Raw genomic sequence first — 19363 nt, 5'->3', positions numbered from 1 at the left:
CGCCCGACTCCGGGTACCGCACAGGGGTGGCTTTCATGTTCTGAGCATTCTTTCGGGCAAAAGCATGGTGACAGTCAGGTGAAGAGGGGGTGATTGTGTCTTCGTGATGGGGCAATGCGAGGCTTCATCCGCACCCACCCGGGTCGAGGGAACGGTGCACGAACGGTGGGAGGGGCGGCGCGCGTGGCAGAAGCGGAGCGCAGTGTGCGGGGGAACGTGACGGCGGACCTGGGAGCGAGGACCGGGGCGGCCAGGATTGTGCTCTGGCTGCTCGTGGCCGCGCTGGCCGTACGGCAGATGGCGGTGGTGCTGCGGCAGCCGCCCGGCGAACGCCTCACCGACCTGGAGACCTGGATCGGTGAGAACGGGGTCCTGCACGTGGCCGGATCCGTGTACGACTCCGGCCGGTTCACCGGCACCCCCTTCGCGGGGCTGGTGCTGAAGCCCTTGACGGCCTCGGCCGAGCAGACCCTCGGCGTCGTGTGGACCTTCGGGTCCCTGCTGCTCGTCGCGGCGCTCGGCCTGGTCGCCGCCCGCGCCCTGCCCACCCCCGTGAGCCGCCGCACCACGTTCCTCGCGGCACCCGTCGCGATCGCCCTGCTCATGCTGTCGCTGCCCGTCCGCAACACCCTGTACCTGGGACAGACCAGCATCCTGCCCGTCCTGCTGGTGCTCGTCGCGTGCTTCGCCGTGCGCGGCGAACGCCTTCCCGGCGTACTGATCGGCATCGCCGCGGCCCTCCAGCCGACCGTCCTGCTCTTCGCCGGGCTGCTCTGGCTCACCGGCCGGAGGCGGGCCGCCGTGACCGGAGGTGCCGCGTTCGCCGCCTGCACCGCGCTGGCCGCGGCGGCGATGCCGCACGACTCATGGACCTACTGGGTCCACCACGTCGCGGGTGCCGGGCTCGGCGACAGCCCGGACAGCCTGGCCAACCAGTCCCTGCACGGCGCGCTGCTCCGCCTCGGGTTCGAAGGCCCCCTGGAGATCGCGCTCTTCCTCGTCCTGGCCGCCGGTGTCACCTTCCTCGGTCTGCGGCGCGCGGTGCGCTACGCCCAGGACGGACAGCTGCTCCTCGCCGTCGCCGTCACCGGCTGTGTGGCCGTCGCCGTCTCGCCGACCGCGTGGCAGCACCAGCTGCTCTGGGTGCTCCTCGCCGTCGTCGGACGGGTCGGCACCCGGGCCTCGGACCGGCTGGTCTGGCCGGCCGTCGTGGTGCTCGCTCTCACGCTCCCCGGGAAGATGCTGCTGCCGAACATCGGTGTGCTCCTTCCCGTACGCGACAACGTGCTGCTCATCGCGGCGCTCGGGGCGGCCTGCGTGGCTCCGTTCCTGTCGCGCACCTCGCCGTACTGGCAGCGGCCGGTTCCCACGGACTACGCCGAACCTGTCGCCTCACGCTTCAAGCACGTGCCGCTGCTGCCGTTCTGGCGGCGGGTGCTCAGCCGGCCCAACCTGCTGCTGGAACTCCTGCTGATCCGGGTCGTCTACTCCGCGTACGCCAAGGTGCGGCTGGCGGCCACCGCGGGCCGCTCGACGGCCGAGGAGCACGGCCGGCAGATCCACTCCCTCGAGCAGTGGCTGCACATCGACATGGAGCACTGGGCCAACCACGCGGTCGTGGAGGTCGCCTGGCTGCGGGACTTCTTCGACTACTACTACTCGACGTTCCACTTCATCGTGCCGCTCGCGATCCTCGGTGTGCTGTACGTACGGCGGCCCACGGACTACCGCTGGGCCCGCAGCTCCATCGGCTTCGCCACGGTCCTCGCCCTGATCGGCTTCTGGCTCTACCCGCTGGCCCCGCCGCGGCTGATGCCGGGCCTCGGCTTCATCGACACCGTCCACGGCGTACAGGACTTCGCCAAGCCGGACTACGGGACGCTCACGTCGATGACCAACCAGTACGCGGCGATGCCGTCGCTGCACTTCGGCTGGTCGCTGTGGTGCGGTGTGGTGATCGTGATGCTCGCGCCGAAGGCGTGGATGAAGGCACTCGGCCTGCTGCACCCGCTCTTCACGGTCTCCGCCATCGTCGCCACGGGCAATCACTGGGTGCTGGACGCGGTCGGCGGCGCGGCCGTCGTGGGCATGGGCTTCGGCCTGACGTACGTCCTGTCCGGGCCCCGCACGCTCCGGCCCGAGCCAGCTGCGCCGAAGGGTCCCACGGCCGAAGCCGGAACTGCGGAGGATGCCGGGAACCCGGTGGGTGAGCCGGTGGGCAGTAAACACTGAGTGTCATCGCCGAACGCGGTGGCGATCGGAAGGTGAAGAGAATGTGGATCGAGCGAATCGCTGAGGCCACGCGCTGGGAGCAGGCTCGGCCGAAGATTTCCTGGAACAGCGTTGAGGAAGAGCTCGGTACGGCACTGCCCGAGGACTACAAAGAGCTTGCCGACAGGTTCGGCAAGGGAGAATTCTCGGAGTTCTTGCGCATTCTCACCGTCGATGCCACGAGGCAGTTCGACCTGGTCGGCATCTGGAAGACGTTCCTCGACGGCAGCCCCGAGAGCGGGCCCGATCCCGCCTTCAAGCCCTACCGGATGTACCGGCCTGGTCAGCGCGGTCTCCTTCCCTGGGCGTTCGGTGAGATGAGGTGCAGTTACTTCTGGCTGGCATCCGCCGAGGAGGATCCGGCCAACTGGCCCGTGGTGACGCAGGGCGACCCGTATCCCTGGCACGAAGTGAGTATGTCCACCGGCGAGTTCGTCCACCGCGTACTGACGGATCCCGAGTTCGAGCCGTTCTCGATCGCAAGGCTGATGCCGGAGCCTGACTTCTACCCGATGGATTGAGTGGGGTGCACCTCGATTGCGCCGCCCTGCGCCCGGGAATTCCGGTCACGGAAGAAGTGGCCTCGATGTGCTCCCCCGGCCGAAGCGATCATGTCGGCACGGAGCCCCGGGAGCGTGCTCTTGCGTCACGGCAACGAGCGTGTGAGCCAGACCACTTCACCGTTGTCCTCCGTGGAAACGTGATCCCGCTCGAACCCGAGCTTCTCGAGGACGCGGAGCGACGGTGTGTTCCACGCGCCGACGGTGGACCAGAGCCGCTTCCGACCGGTCGCGACAGCGGCGTCGAGCACCGCGCCGGCCGCCTCGGTGGCGTAGCCACGCCCATGCGCGCGCTGGAACAGCTCATACGCGATTTCGGGTTCCTCCACGGAGGAGCGGCCGATGATCAGCCCGCAGTAGCCGATGAAGTCGCCTTCGTCGCGGCGCTGGATGGGCAACAGGGCGATCCCCGTCGTCGCCGTCGCGGTGAGCAGCTCCGCGATGGACGTCCGGATGTGCTCAACCGTGGGGGTTCCCTTGCCGCGTTCGGAGAGGAGGGCGCAGAAATCGGCGGCGTCCGACTCGGCCCACGGCCGCAGTATCAGCCGCTCGGTCTCCAGGTGGAACGGCATCGTCTCGTACGTAGTCATGGCCCCACTTTGCCCCACGGCTGATCACCACAGCTGGAGTATCAGCCACGGTGGGGATTGCTGATCGGTTGGTGCCGGACCTGTTGGGGGAGTTGTTCCGGCGGGTGGTGCCGGAGACACCGCCGCAGCCCGCCGATACCGGGGCGCGCGGGTGTGGCCGAAGGGGTACCGGGGAGGCGTCCGCCTCCCCGGTACCCCTTCGGCCGGGATCGCCGCGTCTGACCAGCATCCGCCCGAAACCGCGGGGCCGCCACTCGAACGGCTCAGCCGTGCGACGGCCCCAGCGCCCAGGCCGCCACGGACAGCGTGCCCATCGACACGATCGTGGACGCCACCACCGAATTGCGGGCGAGCGTGGTGTCCAGCCCGTACTGCCCGGCGTAGATGAAGGCGTTCTGGGCGGTCGGCAGCGCGGAGCACAGCACGACCGCGAGGAGTTGATGGCCGGCGAGGTCCAGGAGCAGGGGGCCGCCGACGGCGAAGGCGACCAGGGGCTGCGCGAGCGTCTTGAGAGCCACCACCGTCCCCAGTTCCGCCCGGCTGACGGGGGCCGTGCAGGCCGCCGGTTCCGGACGGGTGTGCAACGACAGGCCGAGCGTGATCAGGGCCGTGGGAACGGCCGCGGACCCCAGCAGATCGCAGGAGTGGGTGAACGCCTCCGGCAGCCGCAGGCCGGTGGCCGAAACACAGAGGCCGAGCAGCGAGGCCATGATGACCGGGTTGCGGACCGGCATGGTCAGCATGCGGCGCAGCCCCGCGCGCCAGTGGTGCTTTCCCCGGTCCGTGCCGGAGTCCAGCAGCGTCAGGATCACCGGCGACACCACCAGCACCTGGAACAGGATGACCTGGGCGACGAAGGACGCGTCGCCCAGCACCTGGACGGCCACCGGAATGCCGAGGTTGGCCGAGTTCACGTAGCCCGACGCCATCCCGCTGATCGAGCCGTCGGCCGTCTTGCGGCCGAAGAAGCGCCGGGCCACCAGCAGGCCGATGCCGCAGACGAGTAGCGTGCCCGCGGCGAAAGCGATCATCGTCGTGTTCACGAACGAACCCAGGCGCGCGTCCGAGACCATCGTGAACAACGCCGCGGGCATGGCCACATGGAAGACGAAACGGCCGAGTACCGCCTCGGCCTGCTCCCCGAGCAGCCGCCCCCTCCCGGCCGCGTAACCGATGGCGGTCAGCGTCCAGATGGGGGCGAAGGCGGAGAGCAGGTCATGCATGCGGCTCATGATCCCTGCGTGCCGTGGGCCGGGCCGGCGGGGGGGGGCGGGCCCACGGCAGGACGTCCCGCCCGGGCGGGGTGGGATCAGACCCCGACGGACATCCCGGCCTTCGGGGCGGCCTCACCGCTCCGTTCCCCGAGGTGCTCCGTCTCCACATGGGCGGTCTCACGGGCGGTGAGCGCCGCGACGACGGGCGGCAGGCAGAGTGCCGCCGCGAAGAGCGCGACGCCCGCCCAGTTGTCCCCGTCGGGGCCGGCGATCTGCGAGGCGAAGGCCACGGCGAAACCGGCGATGGCGAAGCCGGTCTGGGTGCCGATCGCCATGCCCGAGAGCCTGACCCGGGTGGGGAACATCTCGGCGTAGAACGAGGGCCAGATGCCGTTGGCGGCGCTGTAGACGACACCGAAGACGAGGATGCCCAGCCCCAGCACCAGTGGGTAGCTGCCGGTGGAGATCGCCCACAGGTACAGCGGCATGACCACCGCGCTGCCGATGGCGCCGATCAGGAAGACCGGCCTGCGCCCGACACGGTCCGAGAGCCGGGCCCACAGCGGGATCGTGAACAGGGCGACGAGGTTGGCCAGGGCGCCGACCCACAGCATCCCGGTGCGGCCCATGCCCACGGCGTCGCTGGTCGCGTACGACAGCGCCCAGACGGTGAAGATCGTGCTGACGGTGGCGATCACCGCGCACCCGACGACCCGCAGCACGTCGGCCCAGTGGTCGCGGAGCAGCACGGCGAGCGGCATCTTCGCCACGCCCTCGGTCGCTGCCTGCTTGGCGAAGACGGGTGTCTCCTCCAGGGTGCGGCGGATGACGTAGCCCGTCACCGCGACGGCGATGCTCAGCCAGAACGGGATGCGCCAGCCCCAGGAGAGCAGTTGCTCCTCGGGGAGGGCGGCGACCGGGATGAAGGCGAGGGTCGCGATGAGCTGGCCGGCCTGCGTTCCGTTGATGGTGAAGCTGGTGAAGTAGCCGCGCCGTTGCGCCGGTGCGTGTTCCAGGGTCATGGAGTTGGCGCTGGCCTGCTCGCCGGCCGCGGATATGCCCTGGAGGATACGCAGGAGCACGAGCAGGACCGGAGCGGCACCACCGATCTGCTCCCGGGTGGGCAGGCAGCCGATGAGGAACGTCGACAGGCCCATCAGGATCAGCGTGAAGACCATGATCTTCTTACGTCCTACCCGGTCTCCGACATGGCCGAGGAAGAGGGCGCCGACGGGACGGGCGGCGTAGGCGACACCGAAGGTGGCCAGCGACAGCAACGTCGCGTTGGCCGGATCGGACTCGTCGAAGAAGACCTTCGGGAAGATCAGCGCGGCCGCGCTGCCGTAGATGAAGAAGTCGTAGTACTCCAGGGCGCTGCCGATCCAGGCGGCGAGCGCGGCTTTACGGGGCTGGGCCTGAGGCAGCGGTGGACCGGTGGCGGGGTCGTGAACGGTCACGTCGTACTCCTTCGGGGACGTTCCGTGCGGGGAGGGCGAGCGGGCGGAGCGAGCGGCGCGGCTAATTAACGCACTAGGTAGTTAGTTGCGGATGGCTAGGGATGCTGCGAGGAGATGACGCCCCTGTCAAGGGTCCGCGCAGAACTCGACCGGTCCGCGGCGTACCCGCCCCGCTCCCCGGCCGTCCTTGCCGGCCCGCTCCGGTACCGGCCCCGGCCGAGGGCTCAGGCTGCCCGGTCGGCCGTCAGGTAGGCGATGATCATGTCGCCGAGCATGGTCCGGTAGTGCTCCCGCCGGTCCGTGGCGACCAGGTCGCGGCCGAAGAGCGCCCCGAAGGTGTGCCGGTTCGCGATCCGGAAGAAGCAGAAGGAACTGATCATCGCGTGCAGGTCCACGGCGTCGACGTCCGCCGTGAACAGCCCCGATGCGCGCCCCGAGTCCAGGATGCGCCGCAGGACATCGATCGCGGGGGAGCCGATGCGGCTCAACTCGGCCGAGGCGGCGATGTGTTCGGCCTCGTGGATGTTCTCGATGCTGACGAGCCGGATGAAGTCCGGGTGGTCCTCGTGGTGGTCGAAGGTCAGCTCGGCCAGCCGACGGACCGCAGCCACGGGGTCGAGGTGCTCCACGTCCAGGAGCTGCTCCGCCTCCCGGATCCTGCTGTACGCCCGCTCCAGCACCGCGGTGAACAACTGCTCCTTGCCGCCGAAGTAGTAATAGATCATCCGCTTCGTGGTGCGGGTGCGGGCAGCGATCTCGTCGACCCTGGCCCCCGCGTAGCCGAGGCGGGCGAACTCCCGCGTGGCCACCGTGAGGATCTCGTCCCGCGTGCGGGCCGCGTCGCGGGTGCGCCCGGCGGGTCGGGCGGGTCCTTCGGTGCTGGTCATCCGGATCCTCCGCGGGCAGTCGGTGAGTGCTCGCGATTCTAGAAGCCGGGGGGCGAGGGGGTCGATCCGGGCCGGGGGTCTTCCCAGGGCGCCCCGCATTCGGTAAGACTAACTAACCAGTCCGTACATTAATGGGAAGTGAGCGATGTCGAACCACGCCGCCGACACACCCCACGGCGCCCCGGTCCTCGTGCTGAACGGGCCGAACCTCGGCCTGCTCGGTCCACGCGAACCCGCCGTCTACGGAACGGGCACGCTCGCCGACGTCGAGGAACTCTGCCGCCGGACCGCACAGGACCACGGCCTGCGCGCCGACTGCCGGCAGAGCAACCACGAGGGCGTGCTCATCGACGCCGTCCATGAGGCCCGCACGGCGCACCGGGGCATCGTGATCAACCCCGCCGGGTACAGCCACACCTCGGTGGCCCTGCGCGACGCGCTCGCCGCCGTGGAGCTGCCCGTCGTGGAGGTGCACCTGTCGAACATCCACCGGCGTGAGGCGTTCCGCCACCACAGCTACGTCTCGGCCGTCGCCGACGCCGTCATCTGCGGGGCCGGTGCCCACGGGTACGCCATGGCCCTCGCCCATCTCGCCCAGCTCCTGGAGGAGAACCGTTGAGCCCGGACTCGTACCTCGTCGGCCTCATCGGCTCCGGCATCGGCCCCTCGCTCAGCCCCGCGCTCCACGAACGGGAAGCGGACCGGCAGGGGCTGCGCTACCTCTACCGCCTCATCGACATCGGCACACTCGGTGTGCCGCCGGAGCGGACCGGTGAACTCGTGCGCGCCGCACGCGACATGGGGTACGACGGCCTCAACCTGACCCACCCCTGCAAACAGCAGGTCCTGGACCACCTCGACGCGCTCTCCCCGCAGGCCGAGGCGCTCGGCGCGGTCAACACCGTTGTCTTCGAGGGGGACAGGGCGACCGGCCACAACACCGACGCCACGGGCTTCGCCGCCTCCTTCGCCCGGGGGCTGCCCGACGCGGCACTGGACCGGGTCGTCCAGCTGGGCGCCGGCGGGGCGGGAGCGGCCGTCGCCCACGCCCTCCTCGCCCTGGGCGCCGGCCGACTCACCGTGCTGGACGCCGTTCCCGAGCGGGCTGCCGCCCTCTCCGGCTCCCTGAACCTGCACTTCGGTCAGGGGCGGGCGGACGCCGCTGACCTCCTCGACATCGCCGCGCGGACCGCCGGCGCCGACGGGCTGGTCAACGCCACCCCCATCGGGATGGCCGCACACCCCGGACTCCCGCTCCCCGCAGACCTGTTGAACCCCGGCCTGTGGGTGGCCGAGGTCGTCTACCGCCCGCTGGAGACGACCCTCGTACGCACCGCCCGCGCGCTCGGCTGCGCCACCCTCGACGGCGGTGGCATGGCCGCCTACCAGGCCGCCGACTCCTTCCGGCTCTTCACCGGCCGTGAACCCGACACCGCGCGCATGCTCGCCGACATCGCGGATCTCACGTCCACCCGCTGAGCCCCGGAAGCCCGTGGCCCCGTTTCCGATTTCCGACCCCCGAAGCCCGGAGGACCGACATGCGTACGTCCATCGCCACCGTCTCGCTCAGCGGCCCGCTCACCGAGAAGCTCACCGCTGCCGCGCGCGCCGGCTTCGACGGCGTCGAGATCTTCGAGAACGACCTGATCGGCAGCCCCCTCGCACCGGAGGAGATCAGGGAACGGACCGCGGACCTCGGTCTATCGATCGACCTCTATCAGCCCATGCGTGACATCGAGGCCGTCCCTGACGACGTGTTCGCCCGAAACCTGCGGCGAGCCGAGCACAAGTTCCGTCTGATGCGACGGCTCGGCGTCGACACGGTCCTGGTCTGTTCGAGCGTCTCCCCGCAGGCACTCGACGACGACGCGCTCGCGGCCGAGCAGCTCCGCCGGCTGGCGGACCTCGCCCAGGAGTACGGCATCCGTATCGCGTACGAGGCGCTGGCCTGGGGGCGTCACGTCAGTACGTACGACCACGCCTGGCGCATCGTCGAAACCGCGGACCACCCGGCTCTCGGCGTCTGCCTGGACAGCTTCCACATCCTCGCCCGGGGTTCCGACCCCGCGGGGATCGCGGACATCCCCGGCGAAAAGATCTTCTTCCTGCAGCTCGCCGACGCCCCGCTGATGGCCCTGGACGTCCTGCAGTGGAGCCGGCACTACCGCTGTTTCCCGGGCCAGGGAGACCTGGACGTCGCCGGACTGGTCCGGGCCGCTGTGCGGGCCGGCTACCGGGGCCCCCTCTCCCTCGAGGTCTTCAACGACGTCTTCCGACAGGCGGACGCGGGCCGCACCGCGGTGGACGCCCAGCGCTCCCTCGCCCTGCTGCAGGAATCCGCGGGCCTGACCGCACCCCCGGCGCCGGTCGTCCCCACCGGATTCGCCTTCGTCGAGATCGCCACCGCCGACACGGCCAGGATCACACCCCTGCTGAGCGCACTCGGCTTCTCCCGCACGGCCAGGCACTCCGGCAAGCCGGTGGACCTCTGGGAACAGGGCGAGGCCCGCATCCTCCTCAACACCGATACCGACACCGGCAGCCACCGGCCGGACCCCTCACTCACCGCCGTCGGCCTGGAGAACCCCGACCCGGCGGCGGCGTCCGCCCGGGCCGAGTCCCTCCTCGCCCCCGTACTGCCCAGGCGCCGCGCGCCCCGGGACGCCCCGCTGGACGCGGTGGCCGCGCCCGACGGAACCGAGTTCTTCTTCTGTGCCACGGGCCGTCCCGGGCACCCCGGCTGGACCGGCGACTTCGCCCCCGCCCCGCACACGCCGGGCGGCATCGGCGTCACCCGCATCGACCACGTCGCCCTCACCCAGCCCTGGCACCAGTTCGACGAGGCGGCCCTCTTCCACCGCAGCGTGCTCGGCCTCCGGCCGCACGCGAGCATCGACCTGGCGGACCCGTACGGCCTGCTCCGCAGCCGGGCCGCCAGCAACCCCGAAGGAACCGTACGCATCGCCCTCGGCGTCGGGGCGTCCCCCACGGACGATTCCGCGCGCCCCCAGCACGTGGCCCTGGCCACCGGCGACCTCGTCACCTCGGTCCGCCGGGCCCGCGCGGCGGGTGCGCGGCTGCTGCCGGTGCCCGCCAACTACTACGACGACCTGGCCGCGCGCCACGAGTTCGCCCCCGGCGAGCTGGAGACGTACCGCGAACTCGGCATCCTCTACGACCGTGACGAGAAGGGGGAGTTCCGGCACTGCTACACCGTGACGACCGGCAGCCTCTTCTTCGAACTCGTCGAGCGCACCGGCGGATACGACGGATACGGGGCCCAGAACGCCCCCGTCCGGCTCGCCGCCCAGCGGACGTGAACGCGTCCGGACACCACAGGGCCCCGACCGGTGAACCGGTCGGGGCCCTGTGGGATGTGTCTGCCGGAGGATCAGTACCAGCCGTTGGACTGCCAGAAGTCCCAGGCGCCGCACGGGCTGCCGTAGCGGTCCTCCATGTAGTCGACGCCCCACTTGATCTGCGTCTTGGCGTTGGTCTGCCAGTCGGAGCCCGCCGACGCCATCTTCGAGCCGGGCAGGGCCTGGACCAGGCCGTACGCACCGGAGGACGCGTTGGAGGCGTGCACGTCCCAGTCGCTCTCGTGGTCCACGATCTTGTCGAAGCACGTGTACTGGGCGTTGTCGTCGATCATCTTCTTCGCCGTGTCCTGTGCGCTCGCCGTGGCGCTCGGAGCGGCGGCAGGCGCAGCGGCCATCGCCGGGGTCACGCCGAGGGCCAGTCCGGTGGCACCCAGCAGCACGGAGGCGCCGGTGACGGCTGCCTTGCGACGGGTGATGCGGGGCTGGGCGAGGATGCGACGGGCAAACGACACGTGGAACCTAACGTCGGGGACGGGGAGGTCGCGGCCGGCCCTGAAGTGCGGGACCGGTACTCGTGGACCGCGGTCCGTCCGTACGGACTCCGCGGTGCTCGGCGACGTCATCCATCCTCGGCGACGCGGCCCGGACCGCGCAACGACCGCCGGTACGGCCCCGCGTAGTAGCGGGGGGCCGAAGGCCCCGGAAGCCTGGCCGGGAACGGGGCCCGGGCGAGGGGTCACGCCCTACGGGGCCGGGTCGTACAGGACCGAGGTCCTGTGGGCGCCCTCACGCCTTCGGGGCCTCGAATGTGACCTGGGCCTCGAAGGCCGCACGCCGGGTGGCCCGCCGCAGCGCCTTCAGCAGGGTGGGCCCGATCGTGAGGGTCAGGACCACCGTGAGGACGGCACGGCCCAGGTCCCAGCCGAGCGAGGTGGCCATGCAGTAGGCGAGGAAGCGGACCAGGTTCTCGTGCAGCGGGCCGCCCTCGACGAAGGAGATCCCGGAACCGAGCCCCGCCACGAGCGTCCAGCCCTGCAGGTTCATCACCGTGCCGTACGCGAACGCCGCCACACACCCGTACGCCGCGAGCATCAGCACCTCGCCCCTGCCCCTCAGCCGCTCCGGGCCGGGCAGCAGGCCCGCGCCCATCGCGAACCAGCCCATCGCCAGCATCTGGAACGGCATCCACGGGCCCACCCCTCCCGTGAGCAGGGCGGAGGCGAACAAGGTCACCGAGCCGAGCACGAAGCCGAAGCCCGGGCCCAGGACCCGGCCGCTCAGCACCATCAGGAAGAACATGGGTTCCAGGCCCGCCGTCCCCGCCCCCAGGGGGCGCAGCGCGGCGCCCACCGCCGCGAGGACGCCGAGCATCGCGACCGCCTTGGCGTCCAGGCCGCCGTCCGCGATCGTCGCGACGAGCACGCCGACGAGCAGGACGAGCAGCGCGGCGAACAGCCACGGCGCGTCCTGGGCGTGGGCGGTGACACCGGAGCCCTCCCCGGCCAGCAGCGGCCAGCCGAAGGCGATCACCCCGATCGCGCTGACCAGGACGAGTGCGGCGGCGGCACGCGGGCCCATACGGACCGGGCGTGCCGGACGGGAGCCGGTCATGCGGTGGGCTCCCCGAGGCCGGACGCTTCCAGAGCCGTACGTACCTGCGCCACGGTCAGCCACTCCTGCGGGGCCAGGATCTTCGCGGTCTGCGGGGCGAACGCGGGTGAGGAGACCACGACCTGCCGGGTCGGGCCGTCGGCGACGACCTCGCCGTCGGCGAGGATCACCACGCGCTGGGCCAGCTCGGCCGCCAGCTCCACATCGTGGGTGGCGAGGACGATGGCGTGGCCGTCGGCGGCCAGCGCGCGAAGCACCCCGACCAGGCGGGCCTTCGCCGCGTAGTCGAGGCCGCGCGTCGGCTCGTCCAGGAGGAGCAGCGGAGGCCTGGCGGTGAGCACCAGGGCCAGGGCCAGGGCGAGCCGCTGCCCCTCGGACAGGTCGCGCGGGTGGATGTCGTCCGGCACACCGGGCAGCAGCTCGGAGACCAGGGCACGGCAGCTGCCCGCGGGAGCGCCCGCGTCGGAATCGGCCGCCGCGCACTCGCCGGCGACCGTGTCGGCGTACAGCAGATCGCGTGGCTCCTGCGGTACGAGCCCGACCCGGCGCACCATGTCGCGCGGGGCCGTACGGGAGGGATCCAGGCCGCCGACACGTACGGAACCCGTGGTCGGCTCGATCATTCCGACGAGCGTGGACAGCAGGGTCGACTTGCCCGCACCGTTGCGGCCCATCAGCGCCACGGTCTCGCCGGGTGCGACGGACAGCGTCACCCGGCGCAGCGCCTCGACGCGCCCGCGCCGCACGCCGAGCCTCTCGACCCGGGTGACGGGATCGCCCGCACCGGGTCCGGGCGCGGTGCGCGGGCCCCGGCCGAGCAGCCGGCCGAACAGCCCCTGGGGCGCGGCGGCGGGAGCGGGGAGGGGGGCGACGACGGGGGGCGGGGAGGCGGGCCCGGACGGCAGCCGCACCTGCGCCAGCCGCTCCCGGAGCTCCGCGCCCCGGCGCCGGGCGTCGCGCACCGACAGCGGCAGCGGCTCCCAGCCCACCAGCTGCCCGAGGGCCACCACCGGCGGGCGTACGGGTGAGACGGCCATGATGTCCGCGGGCGCGCCGATGACCGGGGCAGCGCCGGGCGAGGGCAGCAGGACGATCCGGTCGGCGTACTGCACCACCCGCTCCAGCCGGTGCTCCGCCATCAGCACCGTCGTCCCCAGGTCGTGCACCAGACGCTGGAGCACCGCCAGGACCTCCTCGGCCGCCGCCGGGTCCAGTGCGGACGTCGGCTCGTCGAGGACCAGGACCTTGGGGTGCGGAGTGAGGACCGAGCCGATCGCGACGCGCTGCTGCTGGCCCCCGGAGAGCGTGGCGATGGGCCGGTCGCGCAGTTCCGCCAGACCCAGCAGGTCCAGCGTCTCCTCGACCCGCCGCCGCATCACATCGGGGGCGAGGCCCAGCGACTCCATGCCGTACGCCAGCTCGTCCTCGACCGTGTCCGTGACGAAGTGGGCGAGCGGGTCCTGGCCCACCGTGCCGACGAGATCGGCGAGTTCACGTGGCTTGTGGGTACGGGTGTCACGGCCGTCGACCGTGACCCGGCCCCTCAGCACACCGCCGGTGAAATGCGGCACGAGACCCGATACGGCACCCAGCAGAGTCGACTTGCCGACTCCGGACGGGCCGACGAGCAGGGCCAGCTCACCCTCGGGGACGGTGAGGTCGACGCCCGAGAGCGTGGGACGGTCCGTGCCCTCGTACTGCACCGACACCTGTTCGAACCGGATCACGGCTGCTCCTTGGACGTGCGGGAGTTCGGCGGCGGGACGGGCGCCACCACGGCGGGCAACAGCCCGACCAGTACCGCCGCAGCGGGCCACAGCGGCAGCACGGGAGCGGTCAGCGGTACGACACCGGGGCGCAACGCCGCCGGATCCACGCTTCCCGCCCGGATCATCGCCGCCGCGACCACCGCACCCGAGCCCGCGACCAGCCAGGCCCGTACACCCCACCGGTCCGGGCGGTAGCGGGTACGGACCGAGCGGCGCCCGCCGAGCCTGAGCCCCGCCAAGGCCGCGACCAGCCCGGCCAGCAGCAGGGGCAGCCCGTACACCGCGCCCTGCACGGCCAGCAGCCCGTACGTTCCCGCGCACACGCCCAGCAGCCCGCCGAGCGTGAGCACGTTCGTGGTGAGCCGGACGGCGGGCGGGACCTGGGCCGTGCGCCCGTACCCCCGCGCGTCCATCGACGCCGCCACGGCCACCGAACGCTCCAGCGCGCCCTCCAGCACCGGCAGCCCGATCTGGAGCACCGCCCCGACCCCGCCCGTCGCACGCCCCCGCAGCCTCCGGGCGGTCCTCAGCCGCACCACATCGGCGACCATGTTCGGCGCGAAGGTCATCGCCACGACGACGGCGACTCCCACCTCGTACAGCGCGCCCGGCAGCGACTTCAGGAGCCGGGCCGGATTGGCCAGCGAGTTCGCCGCCCCCACACAGATCAGCAGGGTGGCCAGCTTCGCCCCGTCGTACAACGCGAAGACCAGCTGCTCCGCGGTGACCCGGCCGCCGATCCTGACCCCCTGCGCCCAGTCGGGCAGCGGAGCCTCGGGCAGCGTGAACACCGTGTGCGTCCCGGGGATCGGCGATCCGAGGAACACGGAGAAGACCAGCCGCACACCGACGACGAACAGCCCCAGCTTGATGAACGCACCGTAGGAGCGGGCCCACGGCGCATCCGTCCGGCGGGCCGCCACCACATAGCCCGCCACTCCCACCAGCAGCCCGAGCAGCAGCGGATTGGTCGTACGGGACGCGGCCGTGGCGAGGCCGAGCGCCCACAGCCACCAGGCCCCGGCCGGCAGCGCGTTGCTGCGGGTGGCCCGGGGCGCGAGCAGCGCACGGTGGAGCCGGGCCGTGCCGGTGGGACGGGTCATCGCCGGCGTCGGGCCTGCAGCACCGCGGCGACACCGAGGAGGAGGACCGCGCCGACCCCGGCCAGCACACCGGCCGACGGGCCGCCGCCGGAGGAGCCGGAGGCGTCGTCCGTGGCGGACGCCGTGGCAGGACCGCCGGAGTCCGAGGCGTCGGTGTCCGAGGCGCCGGAGTCCTCACCGACCTGCTCACCGCAGCCCGACGCGGGATAGTCCGAGATCGCACAGAGCATCGCGGAACTGTCGTACCGCAGCGGCTTGGCCACCGAGGCGAGCGCGTCGGCGGTGGTCGCGTCCGGCTCCACCCGGGCACACGCGGTACGCAGCGCGGGCGGCTTCTCGCCGTCCGGGGCGTCCGCGGCCGTGCCCGGGTCGATGACCAGCGCGATCCGCTTGCTGCCGTCCTTCGCGGGGGTCCCCGCACAGATCGCACCGAAGTCCGGGGCCCGGCGCGGCTGCGCCGAATCCTGGGAGTCCTCGCTCACCGAGAACCGGAAACCCTGCACCGCGCCGTCGTCCGGCCGGACCAGGGACGGGCCCTGCGTGGCGTACGACCAGTTCTTCCCGCCGTCGCCCTCCCAGAACGACCAGTAGCGGTAACCGGCCGCCTGCGCGCTGCCCGCGCCCAGCACGGTCAGCAGAGCGCCGACGAGGAGGAGAAGCGCCGCGGTGACCGGCGTGCGCCTCACAGGCCCTGGTTCTTCCGGCGTCCGCTGAGCAGGAAGCCGATGCCCGCACCGAAGGCGAGACCGATGCCGACGAGCCACCAGACACCCAGTCCGCCGTCGTCGCTGCTCGTGTCCTTCTGCTGCTGTGCCGACGCGGTCGGTGAGGGCACGGCGGTGGCGGCCGGCTTGGGGCCCGACGCGTTGAGCTGCTTGACGAGGTCCACGCCGCCGAAGTCACGGGCGTCCGCGCCCGTCGCGTGTGCGGCGAGCACCAGCTGGGCGGTGGCGGCGGGGCCGCCCTCCTTGGCCCATGCCCGAGAGTTCTTCTGCAGATAGGTGACCGCTCCGGCCGCCTTGTCCTTGTGACCGGACGCGGCCAGGGCGACGACCGCGTCGGCGGTGTTGCCGAAGTCCGGCTGCGGCGCGGAGTCCTCGGCACCCGGCATCGGGGGGAGGTCCAGATGGCCCGACTCCGCGAGCGCGCCCGAGAGGTAGTAGGCGCCGTTCTGCGCGGACTGTTCGGCCGTGAGGCCGGTGCCCTTGTGGCAGACGGGGGCCTTCACCGCGTTGGAGTTGCCGGCGGCCAGGCCCTTGCCCATCGAGCCGAGCACCGCTGCCGCCGTGGCGTCCGCGTTGGCGGTGAGCTTGCCGTCCTTGTCCGGCTGGTACGCGAACGCGCCGCCGCCCTCGCCGCCGCACGGCAGGGCGAACGTCTGCAGCGCCGTGTACGGCGTCTTCCCCGAATCGGTCGTGATGTCGGCCAGCGGCACACCCGCGCGGGCCAGCGCGCCGATCACGACGGCGGTGGAGTTGGCGTCGCTCGGGCTGCCCGGGTTGTACCCCCAGCCGCCGTCCTCGTTCTGTACGGACTTGAGGAAGCCGACGCCCTTGTCCACGACCTCGCGGTGCACGGCGAGTTCGACCATGGCCTGGACCGCGGCCGCGGTCGCGTTGGTGTCCGCCACCGTCTTCGCGTCGCAGGACCCGGACGCGGCGCGGTACGAGGCGAAGGCGCCGTCGGCGCACTGCTGGCCCACCAGCCAGTCCACCGACTCCGTGGCGGGCGTGACCAGTTCGATCTTCTGGGCGAGGAAGGCCAGCGACTGTCGCCACACACCGTCGTACGTGGGGTCCTTCGTCCCGTACAGCCCGGCCGGCAGATCCGCCGACGGGGAAGGACTCGGTGCGGCGACCGCTGCGGGGGCGGCTGCGGAACAGAGCACGGCGGTGATCGCGAGTGCTGCCGCGCGGCGGCGTACGGTCATGGCGGGCTGGGCCTCTCCTGCGAGGACCGGGCACAGGCACACGGATGCACCGGGCTCCGGCCCCGTATACCTCGACGGTGCCGGCCACCGGGGTTCCGGTGGCGCGAGCCGGTCACGCTCACGGACGGGGCATTCCGGCTCACCGCCCCCGAGGGCGGATGACGGTTGCGGGTCAGCGCCGGATTCGCACCGGCTTCCCCCCGTACGGGCATGATGACGACCCGCTCACTCTACCGGGGTACCCCGGCGCCTCTGTGTGCGGACGGCTCCGCACGCGGCGGACCTGCCGCAGGGCGACGGAGGAAAGGCCTTCCCAGCAGGTCAGAGCGCATGCGAAACTCCCGGCGGGGATCGCACGGGCACCCGCCCGTGGGGAGGAACGACCGGGGCGGGAAGCACCTGTGCGTACAAGAAGAACGGTGGCCGTGGCGGCCGCGGTGAGCGCGTTCATGACTATGGCCGCAGGCTGCGGTCTCGTCGGCGGGAGCGAGGGTGCGCCGAAGGCGTCACCCTCGCCCGTCGCACCGTTCACCAAGCAGACGGTGGGCGACGAGATAGCGGCCCTCGCCGACGCGGCGGGGCTCCCGCCCGGTGACACCTCCACGGCCGGCATGCCCGAGGGGGCCTGGCGGGACTGCGTGGCCCCCTGGATGGGGGACGCGCCCGCGGCGGACGCGGCCCGCGCCTTCGAGGCCACGGTCAGGGCGCTGCGCGGCCAGGACTGGGAGATCGTCTCCAGCCACGAGGAGCAGGACGTCACCTTCCGCACCCTCGCCAAGCGGGGGTGGAAGGTGTTCGCCCGGCACTACGCGATGGAGGGCTTCGGCACGGAGCAGATCGTGTCGCTCACAGCCGTCGAGGACGGCTGCGAGCTGCCCGGGGCGATCCGCGGCGACTACGAGGACCCGGCCTGACAACCGGAGTCAGCGATCACGAAGTGGCCGACCGGTGACTCCCTGAGTGTGTGGGTGACGAACACGTTGTACAGCCCCATGTTCTGCGCGGAGCCGTTCGCGTACACGTAACCGCCCGAGGTGTACGCCCGCCCCGCCGTCACATGCGCGTAGTTCGTCGCGGTGAAGCACCGGGCGGGGGCCGGGCCTCCCGAGGTGGTCGCGGTCACCGCCGACGTGACGGCTCCGGCGGTGCCCGAGGAGTCGGCCGCCGCCACGGTGTAGCGGTAGGAGACCCCGGCGGACAGACCGGTGTCCGTGAAGGACGCCGACGCGGGCGAGCCCACCGCGGCGCCGTCGCGGTACACCTTGTACGAGGCCGCTCCCGCGACCGCGTTCCACGACAGCGACGCGGTGCTGTCGGTGACCCCGGTGACCTTCAGCCCGGCGGGGGCGGGCAGCCCGTCCCCACCGCCGGGGGTGCCCTTGTCCAGGCCCCAGAACACACCCGTGTAGTACGTGGAGCAGATGGTGTTCAGGAAGTACGCGGCCGTCGACCCGCACTGATCGGCACCCGAGCCCGGGCTCACCGGCAGACCGTGCCCCATGCCGGACACGGAGAACATCTCCACGGCCGGCTGCCCGGAGGCGTCGTCGTAGGTGGTCTGCGTGGTGTTGCCGGGCAGGCTCCGGGTGCTGGACGGGGTCTGCCCGATGCCCCAGACATTTGTCCACTGGTCGCGCAGTGCGGTGGCGTTGGCCGGGTAGACCGTGTAGTCGGAGGTGCCCTGCCAGATCGCGACCCGGGGCCACGGTCCGGTGTGGCCGGGGTAGGAGTTGCGGACCTTGTCGCCCCACTGGGCGGGTGTCAGCTTCTGCGGCCCGGTCTGGCAGCCGGACGCGGCGGCCTGGCTGGTCGCGCACTGCGCGGGCAGCCCGGAGGCCACGGAACCGCCCGCGAACACGTCCGGGTACGCGGCGAGCAGATCCGCCGTCATGCCGCCGCCCGCGGAGAGCCCCGTGACGTACACCCGGCGGCCGTCGGAGCCGTACGTCTGCTTCGCGTACTCGACCATCTGCACGATGGACGCGGCCTCGCCCCGGCCCCGGGTGCTCTCCGCCTGGTCGAACCAGCCGAAGCAGGACAGCGCGTTGTTCGCCGACGTCGTCTGCGGGAAGACGACGTCGAAGCCCCAGGCGTCGGCGAACTTCGGCCAGCCCGAGTTGGTGTAGTACGCGTTGGCCGTCTGGGTGCAGCCGTGCAGGGCGACGACCAGCGGCGCTCCGGCCGCCAGGTTGTCCGGGGTGTACGCGAACATCTGCAGATTGCCGGGGTTCGTACCGAAGCCGGTGACCTGTGTCAGACCGGCCGCGGCCGCGGCCGGCGGGGCGGTCACGGCCGTACCGAGGGTCGCGGCGAGAAGGCCGAGGACTGCGGTGGAGGCGACGCGGCGGAACAGGCGTCGGAGGATCGGTGGGCGCACGGTGGGGCCTCCCTGGTCGGACGTGCGGACTGCTGCCGGAACCTATGAGCCGGGCAGGGCGCCGCCCATGTGGCAGGGGGACACCCGCCGCGCCGTGCTGTGTGCGGCACTCCTCTTGCGTCCGGCGCCCGGCTTTAGGCGCCCGGCTTCCGCCCCCGCGGCACCCGGCTCCCGCCCCGGGATCCGCGCGCCCGGCGCTGCGCCCGCACCATGTACGCCGCCACCATGCCGCCGCCCGAGGGTGTGTGCACCGACCCCGTGTGATGCGGGCGGT

The 19363-nt window shown here is 72.0% G+C and carries 17 protein-coding genes and 1 riboswitch; of the genes, 6 read left to right on the top strand and 11 right to left on the bottom strand.

Annotated elements, in window-relative coordinates; all coding sequences use genetic code 11:
• The first annotated feature begins 183 nt into the window (after positions 1 to 183).
• Together ACFW9O_RS17345 and ACFW9O_RS17340 are read left to right on the top strand one after the other, a co-directional pair.
• A complete protein-coding gene (locus ACFW9O_RS17345; protein WP_384610210.1) occupies positions 184 to 2232 on the top strand; it encodes a bifunctional glycosyltransferase 87/phosphatase PAP2 family protein in 2049 nt (682 codons plus the stop codon).
• A gap of 41 nt (positions 2233 to 2273) precedes the next feature.
• A complete protein-coding gene (locus ACFW9O_RS17340) occupies positions 2274 to 2792 on the top strand; it encodes an SMI1/KNR4 family protein (protein ID WP_384610208.1) in 519 nt (172 codons plus the stop codon).
• 125 nt (positions 2793 to 2917) lie between these two features.
• On the opposite strand, the gene ACFW9O_RS17335 is transcribed toward ACFW9O_RS17340, so the two are convergent.
• From ACFW9O_RS17335 to ACFW9O_RS17320, 4 genes are all read right to left on the bottom strand, one after another.
• On the bottom strand, positions 2918 to 3421 hold the full coding sequence (locus tag ACFW9O_RS17335; protein WP_351179775.1) for a GNAT family N-acetyltransferase: 504 nt from the start codon (positions 3419 to 3421) through the stop codon (positions 2918 to 2920).
• 263 nt (positions 3422 to 3684) lie between these two features.
• Positions 3685 to 4653 (bottom strand): AEC family transporter, encoded by a 969-nt coding sequence (locus ACFW9O_RS17330; RefSeq protein WP_384610206.1) that lies wholly within the window; start codon positions 4651 to 4653, stop codon positions 3685 to 3687.
• Between the two features lie 77 nt (positions 4654 to 4730).
• Positions 4731 to 6092, bottom strand: a complete 1362-nt coding sequence (locus ACFW9O_RS17325) for an MFS transporter (RefSeq protein WP_384610204.1) — start codon at positions 6090 to 6092, stop codon at positions 4731 to 4733.
• A gap of 224 nt (positions 6093 to 6316) precedes the next feature.
• On the bottom strand, positions 6317 to 6979 hold the full coding sequence (locus ACFW9O_RS17320; RefSeq protein WP_384610202.1) for a TetR family transcriptional regulator: 663 nt from the start codon (positions 6977 to 6979) through the stop codon (positions 6317 to 6319).
• Between the two features lie 145 nt (positions 6980 to 7124).
• Between ACFW9O_RS17320 and aroQ the strand changes: the two genes are divergently transcribed.
• From aroQ to ACFW9O_RS17305, 3 genes are read left to right on the top strand one after another with little or no spacing between them, the layout of a single operon-like run.
• Positions 7125 to 7598, top strand: coding sequence for a type II 3-dehydroquinate dehydratase (aroQ, locus tag ACFW9O_RS17315; RefSeq protein WP_384610200.1), 474 nt, complete (start codon positions 7125 to 7127; stop codon positions 7596 to 7598).
• Positions 7595 to 8458: a shikimate dehydrogenase gene (locus tag ACFW9O_RS17310; protein WP_384610198.1), complete on the top strand. Its 864-nt coding sequence runs from the start codon at positions 7595 to 7597 to the stop codon at positions 8456 to 8458. Before aroQ ends, ACFW9O_RS17310 begins: the two co-directional genes overlap by 4 nt.
• Positions 8459 to 8517: 59 nt before the next feature.
• The gene (locus ACFW9O_RS17305; protein WP_384610196.1) at positions 8518 to 10299 is read left to right on the top strand and encodes a bifunctional sugar phosphate isomerase/epimerase/4-hydroxyphenylpyruvate dioxygenase family protein; all 1782 of its coding nucleotides are present in this window, start codon (positions 8518 to 8520) and stop codon (positions 10297 to 10299) included.
• 71 nt (positions 10300 to 10370) lie between these two features.
• Here the strand turns inward: ACFW9O_RS17305 and ACFW9O_RS17300 are convergent, their stop codons facing one another.
• The 6 genes from ACFW9O_RS17300 to ACFW9O_RS17275 form a co-directional block, all read right to left on the bottom strand.
• Positions 10371 to 10811: a lytic transglycosylase domain-containing protein gene (locus tag ACFW9O_RS17300; RefSeq protein ID WP_384610195.1), complete on the bottom strand. Its 441-nt coding sequence runs from the start codon at positions 10809 to 10811 to the stop codon at positions 10371 to 10373.
• A 274-nt stretch (positions 10812 to 11085) separates the two neighbouring features.
• Entirely contained in the window at positions 11086 to 11910 is an 825-nt protein-coding gene (locus ACFW9O_RS17295; protein WP_384610193.1) for an ECF transporter S component, read from the bottom strand.
• Entirely contained in the window at positions 11907 to 13637 is a 1731-nt protein-coding gene (locus ACFW9O_RS17290) for an ABC transporter ATP-binding protein (RefSeq protein WP_384610192.1), read from the bottom strand. The genes ACFW9O_RS17295 and ACFW9O_RS17290 overlap by 4 nt, the downstream gene beginning before the upstream one ends.
• Complete coding sequence (locus ACFW9O_RS17285) at positions 13634 to 14782, bottom strand: energy-coupling factor transporter transmembrane component T (RefSeq protein WP_384610189.1); 1149 nt, start codon at positions 14780 to 14782, stop codon at positions 13634 to 13636. The genes ACFW9O_RS17290 and ACFW9O_RS17285 overlap by 4 nt, the downstream gene beginning before the upstream one ends.
• Positions 14779 to 15468, bottom strand: a complete 690-nt coding sequence (locus tag ACFW9O_RS17280; RefSeq protein ID WP_384610186.1) for an SCO2322 family protein — start codon at positions 15466 to 15468, stop codon at positions 14779 to 14781. The genes ACFW9O_RS17285 and ACFW9O_RS17280 overlap by 4 nt, the downstream gene beginning before the upstream one ends.
• A complete protein-coding gene (locus ACFW9O_RS17275) occupies positions 15465 to 16712 on the bottom strand; it encodes a prenyltransferase/squalene oxidase repeat-containing protein (protein WP_384610183.1) in 1248 nt (415 codons plus the stop codon). The genes ACFW9O_RS17280 and ACFW9O_RS17275 overlap by 4 nt, the downstream gene beginning before the upstream one ends.
• A 105-nt stretch (positions 16713 to 16817) precedes the next feature.
• Positions 16818 to 16952, bottom strand: a riboswitch (cobalamin riboswitch).
• Between the two features lie 161 nt (positions 16953 to 17113).
• Here ACFW9O_RS17275 and ACFW9O_RS17270 point away from each other — a divergent pair.
• The gene (locus ACFW9O_RS17270) at positions 17114 to 17626 is read left to right on the top strand and encodes a hypothetical protein (protein ID WP_351175676.1); all 513 of its coding nucleotides are present in this window, start codon (positions 17114 to 17116) and stop codon (positions 17624 to 17626) included.
• On the opposite strand, the gene ACFW9O_RS17265 is transcribed toward ACFW9O_RS17270, so the two are convergent.
• Positions 17608 to 19089: a PHB depolymerase family esterase gene (locus ACFW9O_RS17265; RefSeq protein ID WP_384610181.1), complete on the bottom strand. Its 1482-nt coding sequence runs from the start codon at positions 19087 to 19089 to the stop codon at positions 17608 to 17610. The two genes, ACFW9O_RS17270 and ACFW9O_RS17265, sit on opposite strands and share 19 nt — an antisense overlap.
• Between the last annotated feature and the right edge of the window lie 274 nt (positions 19090 to 19363).

This window comes from Streptomyces sp. NPDC059499 (assembly GCF_042749285.1).
Lineage (GTDB): Bacteria > Actinomycetota > Actinomycetes > Streptomycetales > Streptomycetaceae > Streptomyces.
This window is presented reverse-complemented; position numbering and strand designations above follow the sequence as displayed.